Origin of the sequence: Kosakonia sp. ML.JS2a (assembly GCF_025642095.1) — a bacterium.
In the GTDB taxonomy this organism is placed as follows: domain Bacteria; phylum Pseudomonadota; class Gammaproteobacteria; order Enterobacterales; family Enterobacteriaceae.
In genome coordinates, this window is record NZ_CP106754.1 from 1,925,276 (window position 1) to 1,939,971 (window position 14,696).

19 protein-coding genes are annotated in these 14,696 nt (G+C 60.7%); all 19 read right to left on the minus strand.

Annotated features, from left to right (window positions below):
- Positions 1-4: 4 nt before the first annotated feature.
- The 19 genes from N7922_RS09170 to pduD are packed head-to-tail and all read right to left on the minus strand — an operon-like array spanning position 5 to position 14,686.
- Positions 5-895: an L-threonine kinase gene (locus N7922_RS09170; protein ID WP_263100236.1), complete on the minus strand. Its 891-nt coding sequence runs from the start codon at positions 893-895 to the stop codon at positions 5-7.
- A gap of 35 nt (positions 896-930) precedes the next feature.
- Positions 931-1,674 carry a uroporphyrinogen-III C-methyltransferase gene (gene cobA / locus N7922_RS09175; protein WP_263100237.1) on the minus strand — a complete coding sequence of 248 codons (744 nt, stop codon included), beginning with the start codon at positions 1,672-1,674 and terminating at the stop codon, positions 931-933.
- A complete protein-coding gene (locus N7922_RS09180; RefSeq protein WP_263100238.1) occupies positions 1,671-2,879 on the minus strand; it encodes an acetate/propionate family kinase in 1,209 nt (402 codons plus the stop codon). Before N7922_RS09180 ends, cobA begins: the two co-directional genes overlap by 4 nt.
- Positions 2,864-3,316, minus strand: a complete 453-nt coding sequence (pduV, locus tag N7922_RS09185; RefSeq protein ID WP_263100239.1) for a propanediol utilization protein PduV — start codon at positions 3,314-3,316, stop codon at positions 2,864-2,866. The genes N7922_RS09180 and pduV overlap by 16 nt, the downstream gene beginning before the upstream one ends.
- A gap of 4 nt (positions 3,317-3,320) precedes the next feature.
- On the minus strand, positions 3,321-3,671 hold the full coding sequence (gene pduU, locus N7922_RS09190; RefSeq protein WP_263100240.1) for a propanediol utilization microcompartment protein PduU: 351 nt from the start codon (positions 3,669-3,671) through the stop codon (positions 3,321-3,323).
- Positions 3,671-4,225 carry a propanediol utilization microcompartment protein PduT gene (gene pduT / locus N7922_RS09195; protein ID WP_263100241.1) on the minus strand — a complete coding sequence of 185 codons (555 nt, stop codon included), beginning with the start codon at positions 4,223-4,225 and terminating at the stop codon, positions 3,671-3,673. Before pduT ends, pduU begins: the two co-directional genes overlap by 1 nt.
- Positions 4,226-4,227: 2 nt before the next feature.
- The gene (locus N7922_RS09200) at positions 4,228-5,559 is read right to left on the minus strand and encodes a 4Fe-4S dicluster domain-containing protein (protein WP_263100871.1); all 1,332 of its coding nucleotides are present in this window, start codon (positions 5,557-5,559) and stop codon (positions 4,228-4,230) included.
- A gap of 35 nt (positions 5,560-5,594) precedes the next feature.
- Positions 5,595-6,707, minus strand: coding sequence for a 1-propanol dehydrogenase PduQ (locus tag N7922_RS09205; protein ID WP_263100872.1), 1,113 nt, complete (start codon positions 6,705-6,707; stop codon positions 5,595-5,597).
- 11 nt (positions 6,708-6,718) lie between these two features.
- Entirely contained in the window at positions 6,719-8,107 is a 1,389-nt protein-coding gene (gene pduP / locus N7922_RS09210; protein WP_263100242.1) for a CoA-acylating propionaldehyde dehydrogenase PduP, read from the minus strand.
- Positions 8,104-9,108 (minus strand): two-domain cob(I)yrinic acid a,c-diamide adenosyltransferase PduO, encoded by a 1,005-nt coding sequence (pduO, locus tag N7922_RS09215; RefSeq protein WP_263100243.1) that lies wholly within the window; start codon positions 9,106-9,108, stop codon positions 8,104-8,106. Before pduO ends, pduP begins: the two co-directional genes overlap by 4 nt.
- A 9-nt stretch (positions 9,109-9,117) precedes the next feature.
- Positions 9,118-9,393: a EutN/CcmL family microcompartment protein gene (locus tag N7922_RS09220; protein WP_263100244.1), complete on the minus strand. Its 276-nt coding sequence runs from the start codon at positions 9,391-9,393 to the stop codon at positions 9,118-9,120.
- 3 nt (positions 9,394-9,396) lie between these two features.
- Positions 9,397-9,888 (minus strand): PduM family microcompartment protein, encoded by a 492-nt coding sequence (gene pduM / locus N7922_RS09225; protein ID WP_263100245.1) that lies wholly within the window; start codon positions 9,886-9,888, stop codon positions 9,397-9,399.
- Entirely contained in the window at positions 9,885-10,517 is a 633-nt protein-coding gene (locus N7922_RS09230; protein ID WP_263100246.1) for a phosphate propanoyltransferase, read from the minus strand. Before N7922_RS09230 ends, pduM begins: the two co-directional genes overlap by 4 nt.
- A gap of 2 nt (positions 10,518-10,519) precedes the next feature.
- The gene (locus tag N7922_RS09235; protein WP_263100247.1) at positions 10,520-10,975 is read right to left on the minus strand and encodes a BMC domain-containing protein; all 456 of its coding nucleotides are present in this window, start codon (positions 10,973-10,975) and stop codon (positions 10,520-10,522) included.
- A gap of 19 nt (positions 10,976-10,994) precedes the next feature.
- Complete coding sequence (gene pduJ / locus N7922_RS09240) at positions 10,995-11,270, minus strand: propanediol utilization microcompartment protein PduJ (protein ID WP_041851911.1); 276 nt, start codon at positions 11,268-11,270, stop codon at positions 10,995-10,997.
- A gap of 31 nt (positions 11,271-11,301) precedes the next feature.
- Positions 11,302-11,640 carry a glycerol dehydratase reactivase beta/small subunit family protein gene (locus N7922_RS09245; RefSeq protein ID WP_263100249.1) on the minus strand — a complete coding sequence of 113 codons (339 nt, stop codon included), beginning with the start codon at positions 11,638-11,640 and terminating at the stop codon, positions 11,302-11,304.
- Positions 11,630-13,462 (minus strand): diol dehydratase reactivase subunit alpha, encoded by a 1,833-nt coding sequence (locus N7922_RS09250; protein WP_263100250.1) that lies wholly within the window; start codon positions 13,460-13,462, stop codon positions 11,630-11,632. The genes N7922_RS09245 and N7922_RS09250 overlap by 11 nt, the downstream gene beginning before the upstream one ends.
- A 15-nt stretch (positions 13,463-13,477) precedes the next feature.
- The gene (pduE, locus tag N7922_RS09255) at positions 13,478-14,002 is read right to left on the minus strand and encodes a propanediol dehydratase small subunit PduE (protein ID WP_263100251.1); all 525 of its coding nucleotides are present in this window, start codon (positions 14,000-14,002) and stop codon (positions 13,478-13,480) included.
- Positions 14,003-14,014: 12 nt separating this feature from the next.
- A complete protein-coding gene (pduD, locus tag N7922_RS09260; protein WP_263100252.1) occupies positions 14,015-14,686 on the minus strand; it encodes a propanediol dehydratase medium subunit PduD in 672 nt (223 codons plus the stop codon).
- Positions 14,687-14,696: the final 10 nt, after the last annotated feature.

The following is a 14,696-nucleotide window of genomic DNA, read 5'->3' on the forward strand; positions in this document are numbered from 1 at the left end:
CCCTTCAGCGGTGAGAGGTTCGCCTCTCACCGTCCTGCCTGATCCCCCCGGCAACCATTTTCAGCAAATGATTTTGCGGCCAGTGCGCCAGCAATTTCAGGGTTTTTAACCCCTCCCGAACTGCATCCACATCGTGCTTTGCACTGTCGAGTAACAGTCCGACCACGCTGCCGCTGTGGGCGACATTCAGACCGTACAACCCGTAGCGCTCCACCACTTCCAGCAGCGTGTTGAACGCCGGTTTCGGCAATAATGCCTGGCTGGCAATGGCGCTGAGCGTGGTGGCCTCGCCGAGCAGCGAAGGGTCGTTGCGATCGCACGCCTGCTGTAATTTTTGCCACGCCAGATCCAACGCCCTGGCGTTATCCTGCAAAATCTGCTGGCGTGGGAGACGGTGATAATCCGCCGTGGTCAGCGTCAACGGGCTTTCCAGCACCAGCACTTCCGTCTGCGGCAGGCCATTGCAGGCAATGTGCGTTTCTGCGTCATTATGGTCGAACAACGTTAGCGCGGAAAAGAGGGTGCTGTCGGTAGGCTCCAGCGCCACGCACAGTTTCGCCAGCGTCGGCTCATCCAGCGGCTGCTCAAGATGGCGGGCGGCGGCAACGGCGGTGGCGGCAATGTCGGCGGTACTGCTGGCCATGCCTTTGGCGACAGGAATGGTGGAGCGGCAGTCAATGCGCAGCGCGTGTGTCAGGCTTGCCGGTAACTGCCAGTGATCAAGCAGCAGCCGAATCATGGCGCGGGTAAGCGGGCGCTCATCCGCCAGCGGTGCGCCGGAGGTGACCTCCACGCTGCTGTACCAGTCCACCGGGCAGGACACCAGTTTTTCGCTGCCCAGGATCCAGCCCTGGATAAGTTCACCGCAGGATGCGGGACATTGTGCCTGCGCCACGGCGCTGCTCCTTTAAATCGAAAGCCCGGATAGTGTCACTTTGGCCCGGCGAACGCCAGAATTTCCCGCAGCGACACCACTTCCCCCACCACAATCAACGCCGGCGCGTGGCATCCGGCCGCTTCACTGGCATCTGCCAACTGCCCCAGCGGCGCACTGACCACCTGTTGTAACGGCGTGCTGGCATGCATTACTACGGCGGCAGGCGTGTCGGCCGGTTTTCCGCCGGCGATCAACGCGCTGGCAATCTCCCGCAATTGCGCCATGCCCATCAGCACCACCAGTGTTCCCGGTACCTGCGCCAGTGTATGCCACTGTTGCGGCGCTTTACCGTCGCGCAGATGCCCGGTCACCACGTGAAAGCTGGAAGCATAATCGCGGTGCGTCACCGGAATGCCCGCGGCGGCAAGTCCGCCGATAGCTGAGGTCACGCCAGGAACCACTTCGCAATCGAAACCGGCTTCCCGCAGCGCCTGCGCTTCTTCGCTGCCGCGGCCGAAAACAAAAGGATCGCCGCCTTTCAGGCGCACCACCTTCAGACCCCGGCGTGCGCAATCAATCAGGATCTGGTTAATTTGTGGCTGTGGAATCGGGTGGCAGTTGGCCTCTTTTCCCACATCGTGGAACTCGCAGTGCGGTGGCGCTTCTTCCAGCAACACCGGGTTGACCAGCCGGTCATAAACCACGGCTTGCGCCTCGCGCAGGCAAGCCAGCCCCTTCACCGTCATCAGCCCCGGATCGCCCGGCCCGGCGCCCACCAGCCAGACTTTGCCGCTCATACCGATACCTCCGCCGCCTGAGAAAGCCCAATCCGCATCACATCGCGGGCAATCATCAGCTCTTCATTGGTGTTGATCACCGCCACTTTGACCAGCGCATTATCCGCCTGAATAAAGGTCGCGTTACGCTGGTTTTTCCCGTCATCCAGCTCCAGACCAAGGAAGTGCAGGTCACGGCAAATTGCCTCTCTGGCGCGGGCGGAGTTTTCACCGATACCGCCGGTAAACAGCAGCGCGTCAATCCCGCCAAGTTGCATGATGTAGCTGCCGATGGTGGCGCGAATGCGCCCGGCAAACAGGGTTAACGCCAGTTCTGCACGCGGGTTGCCTTCTTTTGCTGCCTGCTCCACATCGCGATAATCATGCGATACGCCGGAGACGCCAAGCAGGCCGGATTCGTTATTCAGCAGCGTGTTGAGCTGCTGCGGTGTTTTGCCTTCCCGCTGCGCGACCCACGGTAAAATTGACGGATCGATATCGCCGCTGCGGGTGCCCATCATCACCCCGGATTGCGGCGTAAAACCCATCGACGTATTGACCGAGCGCCCGCCTTTAATGGCGCACAGACTGCTGCCGTTGCCCAGATGGCAGGAGACCACCCGCAGCGCGCTGAGCGGTACGCCGAGCTTCTCCGCCAGCAACTGGCTGACATATTTATGGCTGGTGCCATGAAAACCGTAACGGCGGATCCCCAGCTCCTGGTAGTAGCGCCACGGCAACGGGTAGATAAATGCGCCTTGATCCAGCGTCTGATGAAACGCAGTATCGAACACGGCGACCGCCGGGGTGTGGGGCAGCACCGCGCGGAAAATACGGATACCGGCGGCATTGACCGGATTGTGCAGCGGGGCAAGTTCCGCCAGTCGTTCGATTTCAGCCAGCGCCGCATCGGTGATCAGCACCGAGTCTTTAAAGGTTTCTCCCCCGTGCGCCACGCGGTGGCCCACGCCGTCGATGGCCTCCAGCGACGGGATAATACGGTGCGCGAGCAGCGCCTCCAGCAACAGGGTCGCTGCCTGCTGGTGATCGGCAATGGCACGGGTTTCCTGCCACTTCTGTTCACCTTGTTTGAGGGTAAACACCGCGTCGTTCAGGCCAATGCGTTCAATTACCCCCTGGCACAGCACGGTACCAGCAGGCAGGGTAAGGAGCTGAAACTTAAGCGAAGAGCTACCGGCGTTAATCGCCATTATGGTGCGTGACATGAGGACTCCTGGTGTTGAAGAAAAGCGACCACCTCGTCAATACCGCTTCCGGTTAGTGCGCTGGTGATAAAAAGCTGCTGAGCGCCGGATTGCCGCAACCACTCACGGGCGCGAGCGATTTGCGCGTCGCTCGCCACGTCGGCTTTGGTGACAATACCGACCGTTGGCCGGTTCATCGGCAGCGTGAAACCTGGTGAAAAGGGGCACCAGGGGGCGTTGGCATTCAGCACCAGCGCAATCACCTCCGCCTCGCAGGCGCTGGTCAGCAGCGCGCTATACAGGCAGCGGTTTTCAAGATATTCGCCGGGGGTATCAATGGTCTCGGGCAACCAGACGATCGCCTGGGTTTTCTGATAATCCATCGCTTCACCGCGCAGGCGCTGGGTCAGCGAGGTTTTCCCGCACTGGCTGGGGCCAATCAGCATCATCCGTTTCATGGCGTCAGGTCCGGGTCACCGGGCAGGCGGTAAAATGGAGCATTTCGCTGAGGGTGCGGGTGACCTGGCGTAGCGCATATTCCACGGCGGAGACATCGCCGGTCAGCACCACGGCTCCGGTAAAGCGATCGATAAAACCGATCTCGACCGCCCCGGATTTGGTGGCGATATCGCAGGCAATGATCGACGCTTCGCTGGGCGTAATCGTCAGAATGCCAATGGCAGAAGCGGCTTCGCTCAGCCCCAGTTTCTGATACAGCGCCTTTCCAGGGTTGGCGATAAGATGCGCCAGCGTTACCTGCTTGCCGGGCACATACTCCTGGATCATGCGTTCAGTGGTGTGTTGCGTCTCCATTAGCCCTCCACAATCTGTCGCCACATCGCTTCATGCGGGCGCGGGATCACGGCACGGTAGACCAGTAATCCTTTCTCACCGGCGCTGTCGCTGGCCACGGTGACCGCATTCTCCACATCAGAAATCTCCCCGCTGACCACCATGTAACATTTACCGCCAATACCGAACGCCATATGCACGCGCACCAGCGTCACGTTCGCAGCCTTCACCGCGCGATCGGCCGCACCGATACAGGCGGCAACGCTCCATGTCTCGACAATCCCCACCGCCTGGCGCTGTTCCACCGGGTTAAGGCCGCTGATGGCGGGCAGGATGCTGGCGTGAATGTTGGGTAGTACGATACTGTCCACCAACATCTCTCCGGCTTTGCTGTCGCCCGCGGTAATAGCCTGCTGAACAGCGCCAACATCACCGCCGATCATCAGCAGAAACTTGCCCGGGCATAACGTCTTGCTGACCAGCAAGCTCACATTGGCGCTTTTGAGCATCACATCCCCCAGCTCCATCCCTTTTGCGATGCTGGTCAGTTCTAAAATTCCAATTGCCTGCGACATGCTTATCCCCGAACTAAGGTTATGGCCTGTTCCGTCACAGACGCGACAGTGCCGTCGATACTGGCGTGGATAGGGGCGCCGAGTGCGTCCTCAGGGAGGTCGGCAATACACTGTCCACGGGTTACGGTTTCGCCTTTTTGTACGCAGGGCGTTGCGGGTGCGCCGATGTGCTGGCGCAGCGGCAGAACCACCTGGGCTGGTTGGGCGTCGTAGATTTTGAACGGTGCGTCCTGATACCACGCGTTCAACGCCAGCTTGCCGATCAGCCGTTTCACCGGGTTCAGGCGATAGCGCGCCATCTCATCGGCTTCGCGCAGCGGGCCTTCATAGCGTGCACCATGCTGGCGCAACTCTGCTTTCAGCAGACGGTTAACGCGCATGGGTGAAATGCCCACCGGGCAGGCAACGCTTTCACAGACGTTGCACTCCGAACAGGTGAGGGCACTGAGTACGGTTTGCGGGGTGGCGACGCTCTGGTAATTCACCGCGCGTACCAGCAAGTGGGGCGACAGTTCATGACCAATCAGATGCCGCGGGCACAAATCCGTGCACAATCGGCACTGCTCGCACACCGTGCGGGCCAGGGCGAGTACCGTGCGGTCATCCTGCATGCGCCGCTGAATTAACGGGTGCGATCGCGGCAGCACCAGCAGGCCGCCGGTGGTTTTGGTCACCGGTTGATCCAGGTCCGGCAACAGCGCTCCCATCATCGGCCCACCATTGATAAAACCCGGCTCGTCGACGGTTGCACCGCCCGCCAGCGCCAGCACTTCGCGCAGCGACATGCCGAGCGGCACGGTAACGGTAAGCGGATAACGCACCGCACCATTCACGGTGAGTGTCCGGCGGGTCACCGGGTATTGCTGTTCTACCGAACGGGCGATGTTCAGTACCGTCTGTACATTGTTCACCACCACGCCAACGCTGACCGGTAGCGCAGCGGGCGGGACCCGACGCCCGGTCGCCAGCCAGATAGTGATCACCTCGTCACCCGCCGGGTAGACATCCGGCAGGATATGCAGCCGTACCTGCGGCGGCAGCAACGGCGTCAGGGCGTGAACGGCGGCCTGGTACTTCTCTTTCAGCGCGATAATGCCTTCGCGCGCACCCGTCGCCTGCATCGCGTAGAGCACGCCGCGTACCAGGCGGGCAGCCTGTTGCGGCATCAGTTGCTGGTCGACTTTTAACATCGGTTCGCATTCCGCAGCATTGACCAGAAAGATCTCCACCTGCGCCTGCAGTTTTACCCAGGTGGGGAACCCCGCGCCGCCCGCGCCTACGACGCCCGCATCGCGCACGCGCTGGCGGATCATCTCAGGTATCGCGGGTGTCATTTCTCCCCACGGGTGGGCAAGGATCGCGGCGTCGCTCACAGTAATTCCTCCAGTAACTCCCGCACATCGTCAGCGGTTGCCGGGCGTGGCGTGGTCTTCATGGTGGCATCCGCCAGCGCGGCCTGCACCATCGCCGGGATCCGCGCCCGCCAGTTGGCTGCATCAGCGCCCAGCGCGGTGCTCAGAGTTGGCAGCCCGCACTGTTGTTTAAGCTGTTCTGTCTGGCGGATCAGGGCGTTCACCGCGACCGTTTCATTGGCACCGGGCGGGCAGAAGTGGCAGGCTTTGGCGAGACGGGCATAGCGTTTAGCGGCGCGGGCGTCCGCGGCGTTGAAGCGGATCACCGCGCTCAGCAACAGGGCGTTCGCCAGCCCGTGCGGCAGATGAAACTGACCGCCAAGCTGATGGGCAATCGCGTGGTTAATCCCCAGTCCCGCCTGGCTGAATGCCATACCGGCAAGGGTGGCGGCATTGTGCATTTTGCCGCGTGTGGCCAGGCAGTCGCCTTTTCGCACCGCAACCGGCAGATACTGAAACACCAGCTGCGCGGCCTTTTCCGCCAGCGCGTCGGTGAAATCACTGGCCTGCGGCGATACACAGGCTTCCAGCGCGTGGGTTAATACATCCATCCCGGTATTGGCGGTAATCGCGGGCGGCACGCTGACCACCAGCGCCGGGTCGAGAATGGCGATGTCCGGGTAGAGCGCGTTGTCGAAGAGCGGATACTTGATGCCCTTGTCCGGATCGCTGATCACGCAGGCGCTGGTGACTTCCGAACCGGTGCCGCTGGTGGTGGGGATCGCCACGCAGGTTTCAATGTTGATATCCGACTTTTTGCTGAACCAGACAATCGCTTTGGCGGCATCCAGCGCGGAGCCGCCGCCAAAGCCAATCACCACCTGAGGCTTTAAGTCCTGCATATACGCGATACCGGCCACCACGGTGGCAATGGTCGGATCCGGGGTGATATCGCTGAATACGCTAATCTGGTTATCCTGCGGAATGGCGTCGCGCAGCATCGCGAGCAGCGGCGAGTGCGCGAGGAAACCATCGCAAATCACCCAGATGTGCTTGTGGCGAAAACGCTGTAACACCTGCAAGCTTCCCGCGCCGCTGTAGAGGCGTGTCTGTAGCGAAAATCTGTTCATCATGACTCCGCTTAGCGAATCGAAAAGCCGTTGGTCAGCACGCAACGGCGCGAGCGGGCAAAACTCTTCGCTGAGGTCGTGCCTTCCCCGGTTGGGGTGGCGATGGTAAAGGTGGTAAAGCCTTCACCGCCTACGCCTATTCCGGCGTAAGACGGGCCATTTTTCACAAAAATGGAGGTTTGCAGGCGGCGGGCGGCAAGATTAAGCCGCGACACGTTTTGTGAATGCATCACCGCCGTATGGTGCAGGCCTTCCTCCACCTCCAGCGCCAGTGCCAGCGCGGCGTCGAAATCCGCGACCCGCACTACCGGCAGAAGCGGCATCAATTGTTCGGCGGTGACCAGCGGATCGTTTCCGTTCACTTCGGCTATCAGCAGCCGTGGCGCTTTAGGCGGCACGCTTAACCCGGCCGCCTGTAAGAGGGCGGCCGGGCTTTTGCCGACCAGCTTTTTGTTCGCTGCGCCGTCAATCACGCACACCGCGCGCAGCGTGTCGATATCGCTGCCGGTGATGCGCAGCGCGCCAAACGCCTGCATCTGTTGCAGCAGTTTGTCGGCCACGCTGTCAACCACGATCAGGCTTTTTTCGGCAATACAGGGCAGGTTGTAGTCAAACGCAGCGCCGTTGATGATGTCTTCCGCGGCTTTAACCAGATCGGCGGTCTCATCGACGATGCAGGGTGGGTTCCCGGCTCCCGCGCCAATCACTTTTTTACCGCTTTTCAGCCCCATCATCACAATGCCCGGCCCGCCGGTAATCGCCAGCAGGGCAATTTTCGGGTGCGCCATCATTTGCTGCGTGGCCTCGAACGTTGGTTCGGCGACCGTCACCACCAGGTTACGAATGCCGGTGCTGCGAAAGGCAATCTCTTCAATCATGCGGATAAGCTTCAGTGAGACATTCTTCGCGCGAGGGTGTGGGCTAAAGTAGACGGTGTTGCCCGCGGCCAGCATGCTGATGCTGTTATTGATAATGGTCTCCGTGGGGTTGGTACTTGGCGCAACCGAGCCAATAACGCCAAACGGGGAGTATTCGAACAGCACCATGCCGCCGTCGCCGGTCAGGGCGGTGGTGGTGAGATCCTCAATGCCTGGGGTGTTTTCCAGTGCGGCTCTGTTTTTCAGAAACTTGTCTTCTTTATTGCCCATGCCGGTTTCGCTCGCGCTCTCTTCAGCAAGCTGTGCCAGATGAGGGGCCAGCTCCTCGCGAAGGCTGCTGATAATGGCGCTGCGGGTTTTTAACGGGCACTGCTGATACCGCAGGTAGGCCTGGTGCGCCGCCTCAATGGCCTGGGCCGGTGTGGCGAAAATGCCCTTATCACCGCTGTTTTTGGCCTGGGTAGGTTCAAGCTGTTCGCTCAGAATGGTGCGAATAAGGGTTTCCAGTTCTGACGTATTCATTGATCGTTTCCCATGTGAATCGCCGCCAGTGCGGCCTGAGCAATATCCATGTCCTGTTCAACGGAACCGCCGCTGATACCAAGACCACCAATAATGTTGCCGTCGCGCCACAGCGGGAACCCGCCGCCAAAGGTCACAACGTTGCCCGCCATCTGGGCTTCGAGGCCATACAGCGCGCTGCCCGGTTGCACCGCGTCTGAAAGCTGATGGGTGGCGGTTTTCATGGCCACTGCGGTCCACGCTTTTTTCGGCGCCAGAGTGCTGCTCACCAGCAGCGCTTCCGGCATGCGCCAGGTCAGCATGCCGATGCCGTGGGCATCAACAACGCTTATCACCACCGGCACGCCAAGGGCACTGGCGCGCGTCATCGCCGCCCGGACAAGCTGGTGCAGTTCATGAAAAGAGAGAGACATGCGCGTCGGCTCCGTCGTCGTGCGGGTGGCGGCGCGGTAACGGGTCGCCACCTCGGTAATAATCTGTTGCTGGTGGGCGAGGTGATCCTCCAGCCGCGCCAGCGCGTATAAACAGTCGGAAAGACGGTTGATGTAACGCAACAGCACCTGACGGACGTTGACCTGTCCGGCCAGTTCCACCAGTCGGCGCTCGGCGCGGCGGGCAAGCGTTCGGGCCAGATGCAGCCGCGCGGCGGGTTCGCAGCGACCGGGAAGAATAAAACCGTGCACCGCATCCACCTGTGCCATCGCCTGGTCGATGGCCTGTTCCAGCGCGTCGATCTCCGCCGTGCTGATGTAACGCTGCGACGGCGTGGGTGTTCCGTTTTCGCTCGCCAGCTCCGCACTGAACCAGAACAGTTGCTGTTGCACGCCTTCGAGAAAGGGCTTCAGTGCGCCGGACTGCACGGCGCAGACGCACAGACTGAGCGCCGCGTTCAGTTCATCCAGCGTGCCGTAAGCTTCCACGCGTGGGTGGGTCTTGCTGACCCGTTGCCCGCTGAACAGCGAGGTTGTTCCAGCATCGCCTGTTCGGGTGTAAATCGCCATCTCCGCTCCTTAACGCGCCAGCGTGTCGACAATGCCCACCACCGCTAAATCGATGGCTTCGTTCGGGCCGCTGAAAACGTGCCGTGCGCTGGAGCCGCTGCTCAGCAACACCAGTTCACCCACACCCGCGCCTACGGAATCTACCGCCACCTCATCACCTTGCAGTGGGTTGACCGGCAATTCGCCATCAAGCGTGACCCGGCGCACCAGCAGCAGCTTTTTCCCCACCAGCGACGGGGATTTTTGTGTTGACACCACCGAACCTGTTACGCGTGCGAGATGCATGATTTACTCCTGTTTAACCAGTTGTAGGTGTTGCGACAGCGCCGCCTCGCGGGCCAGCGCCGTGATCACGGTCTTACGCGAGGTGACCAGCCATCCGTTGCGCAGTCCCCGGATATCCCGGTAACTGAGTACGTTGTTCAGATGCAACATTACGGCGTTTCCCTGCTCATCGCGCCACTGGCAGGGCAGGCGTGCCAGCGCCCGCAGTGGCAAATGCGCCAGCGAACGGCACGGCAGAGAGATGCAAACCGGCATGCCGAGCGACAGGGCTTCAAACAGGTTCGCCACGGCGGTGTTGTCCCGGTCGCCTTCCGCTAACTGGAGGAGAAAGGGCAAATCCGTGTGTTCGACCTGTAGCCTGTCATGGTGCAAAAACAGCCGGAGTGCGGATGCGTGGCGCAACTGCTCCTGGCTGAGCACGGCGGTATGACCGCTGCGCGCCTGTAATCGCGCCACAATCAGCTCGACTATCTGTTGCATCTGCGCGTCGGTCATGGGCGTGGCGCCAGGTGTGCAACAGCATGCGGATCGTCTGCGCCCGCGGCATTGGCTTCATCGGTGTCGATATGCATTTCGAGGCGCATATCCGGCGCAACACGCACCGCCACGTCGTCAAAAAGGGTGCGCCGCCCGCTACCCTCAATCACCACGCTGACCGTATCGCCGTGGGCAACGCGCAATACCAGCGCATCCAGCGGCGACATATGAATATGGCGCAGGGCGACAATCAGCCCGCTGTCCAGATCGATTTCCGCCCACGGGCTAATCAGCTTCACGCCAGGCGTTCCGCTGAGATTGCCGGACATGCGCAGCGGCGCGGTGATGCCAAGCGTGCGCGCATCGGTACGTGAGATTTCCACCTGGCTGACGCTGCGCAGTGGCCCGAGCAACCGGACGTTGTGTAACTGGCCTTTCGGGCCCGCCAGCGTCACCGTCTGTTCTGCGGCAAACTGCCCCGGCTGCAACAGGTTTTTTTTTGCGGTTACCGGCATACCGGGAAACAGGCGGTCATAGTCCTGCTGCGAGAGATGGATGTGCCGGTTCGAGATACCCAACGGAATGGGGCGCATACGCATCTCATCCAGCACCTGGGTAACCACCTGTTCGACTAACTGCTTATCCATCGTTATTCACCTCGCTGGCCGCTGTGAATGCAGAGTGTGCGCGGCTCCCCTTTTTGTCGCGGACAGGCCGGGTCAAGGCAGAGATTGCAGGTCACCCGTGCTTGCGTAGCCTCAGCCGCAGCAAGAGGCTCTGGGGTAACGGGCATCTCCTGCACCGTCTGCGCGGATACCGTGTTGGTCACTTCTGACCGTGGCCGGGTCGGGAAAATGCCGTTTGCCGGGCGCGCAATCACTTTTTGCGCCACCAGACCGCCCTGCGTTTCGGCCAGGCTGGCACCGGTGGCAATGGCCGATTGAACCGAGGCCACGTCACCGGCAATGTTGATAACCGTCCAGCCTGAGCCGTTGGTTTTTTCCAGGCCCAACAGCGTGATGGATGCGGCTTTCGCCATGGCATCCGCGCAATTGATGGCCAGCGCCAGGCCGCTAACTTCAAGTAAACCCAGTGATTGCTTCACGCTGTACTCCTTCCGTCCGTCAGGCGGATTTCGGCAAAATGGCTTCGACGTCGCTGTGCGGGCGCGGGATCACATGACAGGACTTCACTTCCCCCACGGCGCTGGCGGCGGCTGCGCCCGCGTCAACGGCGGCTTTCACCGCACCGACATCCCCGCGCACCATCACCGTAACCAGCCCGGAGCCGATTTTTTCGTAACCCACGAGCTGCACGTTTGCCGACTTCACCATGGCATCGGCGGCTTCGATTGCGCCCACCAGGCCTTTTGTTTCAACCAGTCCCAATGCGTTGTTCATACTGCGATTCTCCTGTAGATGGATAAGGTGGTTACCGGAACGGTATCCCTTTCACCAGCCGGGCGGCATTGCTGCCTGCACGCCGCTGCGCCGGGTTTTCTTCGTGTTGCATCAGCGTAAAAAGCGCGCTGGATGCGGGTAAATTGCGGTAATGGATCACCAGCGTTTGGCTGTCGCAGGCAATGCCCACCAGCAGTGCCGACTGGTTTGCCGCCTGCCATGCGCTGTTCACCACGTCGCCATCCGTTGCGGGTTGCCAGCGCCACGGGATCCCCTCTTCTTCAATGCCCCACAACACCTCCTGCCACAGCGTCTGGCAGTCGCCATGGGCGTGAATCACAATGGCCGGGCTGTTTTGATCAGCGTGCATTGCGGGACTCCTTATGCCAGGAGAGGATCAGGCCTGTGGCGACCGCATTGCGTGGGCCTTCCACGCCGCGAATGTTTCCCCGTCCCGCCACCAGTCGGTAGTGGGCGAGCGCATCGGTCACCAGTTGCGGGACTTCAAAATCCAGCGCGGAGCCGCCCACCAACACCACAAACGGGATGTCGCGGATATTGCCGGTCGGGCTGACCTGACGCAGGGCACGCAGGGCGTTGGTGACGAACACGCGCTCCTTGGCGCTGCGGCGGGTCAGCCTGACTTTTTCCAGCGACAGATCGCCGGGCAGCGGTACCAGCTCGTCGGGTTTCACGACGCAAACCCGGGCGAACACCTCCGGCGGTAGTGGGGTGGGGAAGAACTGCACGTTGCCGTCTTCATGGCGCAGGTGGAACAGGCTTTCGACCTTGGCGAGGGGATACTTTTTGATCTCTTCCGCCAGATAGCGATCCTCCAGTCCCAGCTCACGGGCAATGATCATGGTGACCATATCCCCGGCGCCTGCCAGATGCGTGGCGACAATGTCACCCTGTGCGTTAATGATCGAGGCATCGGTGGAACCCGCGCCGAGGTCAAGGATCGCCAGCGGTTTGGTGGTGCCCGGCGTGGTCAGCGCGCCCAGAATGGCGGCTTCTGCTTCAGCACCGCCCACCTGCACGTCGATATGCAGTTTTTGCTCGATATCCTGCGCAATCATCGCCATCTGTAAGCGATCTGATTTCACCATCGAGGCAATGCCCACCGCCTGCTCCAGCGAGAATTCACCCGCCAGCCCGCCCGTGACGCTGACCGGCACGGCGGTATCCACGGCCAGTAGATCCTGGATGTAGACATCGCTGCTCGGTTTGTTGGTCAGTTCCGCCATGGTCTGGCGTACATGCTCCAGCATGCCGCCGATATTGGTGCCAGCTTCCCCTGTGACGTTGTCCAGCCGGGGGCAGGCATCGACCGCTTTCATGATCGCGTCGGCCCCGGCGGCGACATCCACCCGCACGGTGCGGCCGTGGGTCACCAGTTCGATGTTCCCTGCAGGAATCGAACGCGCCTTCACGTCCCCGGAGGGGGTTTTCACCACCACGGCGGAGCGGTTGCCAATCAATGCGCGGGCCACCGGTACAATATTTTTGGTCTCTTCCGCGCTGAGCGAAAATACGGTGGCGATACCGTAAGGGTTGGAGAGACTTTCAATCACTTTGCCGGGCATCGCCACTTCGATGGCTGCCAGCATGCCGAGTGGAATGCGGTCGATATAGCGGACTTCATCGACAATCGGCACCGGCTTGTCGAGACGGTTATTCACCAGTACGCCATCGTCACGCTGCAATATCACGCCGTTAATGCGGTAACCCGCATGGGAAGCGGCATTGACCATGCGCGCCACGTCGGCAAAATCGAAGGCGGCGGAAACCACCAGGATGTAGGGCTGCTCCGCCGGACGGGAGAGCAGCTCTTCCGGTGTGATGGTCAGCCCGACGCCGAGACCGATGCCGCCCGGCGTTTTGGGGTTATGACCAATCATCGTGGATTCGGTGATGATGGTTTCGGTAATGGTCTCCATTGCCACATCACCGATGACCGGCGTAGCTTCATTGATGCGAATAAGCGAAATATCGCTGACCGTGAGACCGGCAGCCGCCACTGCGCGTTGCACCGCTTCCTGAATGCCGAATACGTTGCGCAGCGTACCTTTGATGCCGGTGGTTTCCGCCAGTGCACTACTCACTACGGTCAGCGCGCCGTGGTCGTCCAGCCGGGCGAGCGCGACTTCGGTGGAGGCGTTGCCAATATCAATGCCAGCTATATAACGCATACATCACCCTTGCGGTTAGTCATCGCCTTTGAGTTTTTTACGCTCGACATATAACGCGGCGGCTTCGCGGACAAACGCTGCGCAGATTGTCGCGTTGTAGTGGCTTTCCAGATCTTCTGCGATGTCCAGCAGTTCCTGTTTGCTTGAGCGGTAAGGGCGCAACGCGTTGTAAATCTCAAGAATGCGATCGTCCGGTACGGCGGTCAGTTCAGCGGCGCGTTCAAAGTTCATCGCCAGCCTGTCGCGCCCGGCATCGCGGGCGATAGCCGCCTGGATGCGCAGGGTTTCCGGGGTGATGCGCATATCCTGGGCGGTGATTTTGCCGCTCAGCACGTTTTCCAGCGTCAGTTCATCCAGCGTTTTGCGGGTGGCGGTTTTCACCCATTCCGGGTGCTTATTCGCCAGCGGATAATCGGTCACTTTTGCCTGATGCTGGCTCCCACCGGAGACGGGCGCAACCACGTTCGGCGCTGCGCCTTGCAGGCTGTTCATCCGGCTAAGCACATCACGAACCATCGATTCAATGGCCTCTGTATTCATGGTGTTGTCCTTTTAAAGCGCAACGCGCAGCTCTTGCGGGTTTTTGCCCGTTACGACGTATTTGGTTTCTTTGATGTGCAAAATGGCCGACTTCGCCTGATATTTCGGGCGCGCCATCTGGTCATTGAGCGTCGGCACCGGCTGTGGCGATTCGCGCTTGGCGTAACGCGCGGCGTTTTTGCCTATCTGCCGGTAAGTTTCCAGCGTCAGCAGCGGGGCCTGTGGGAACAGCTCCAGGTTTGAGAGGGGCGGTAATCCCTGCTGGTGGATAACCGTCGTGCCTTTCGACTGGATGCCGACTGAAATTCCGGAACCGCTCAGACGGTTGCCTTCAACGGCGACAAACGCCACGTCCGACGATTTAAAGCAGCGGATCACCCGGGCTTTCACGCCTTCCTCTTCGATGCCGGCAATCACTTCGCGCAGAATGCTTTTGTGCGGTAAGCCGACGATGTTTACCGTCTGCGACAGGCCAAAAGCAGGACCGACGGCGATGATCACTTCATCCTGCTGCGTACCGGGTTTGGCCTCGCCGATTTCGGTCAGAAAGCCGCCGTCCGCAGAGGCAGTCGCTGTCGGTGCGCTTGAAGTGGGGGCGCTGAACGACACGGTTTTGTCGCCGATTTTCATCTCTGCCAGCACGTCTTCAATAATCTGACGCAGCAGCTTTTCATTGATTTCCATGCTTCACCCC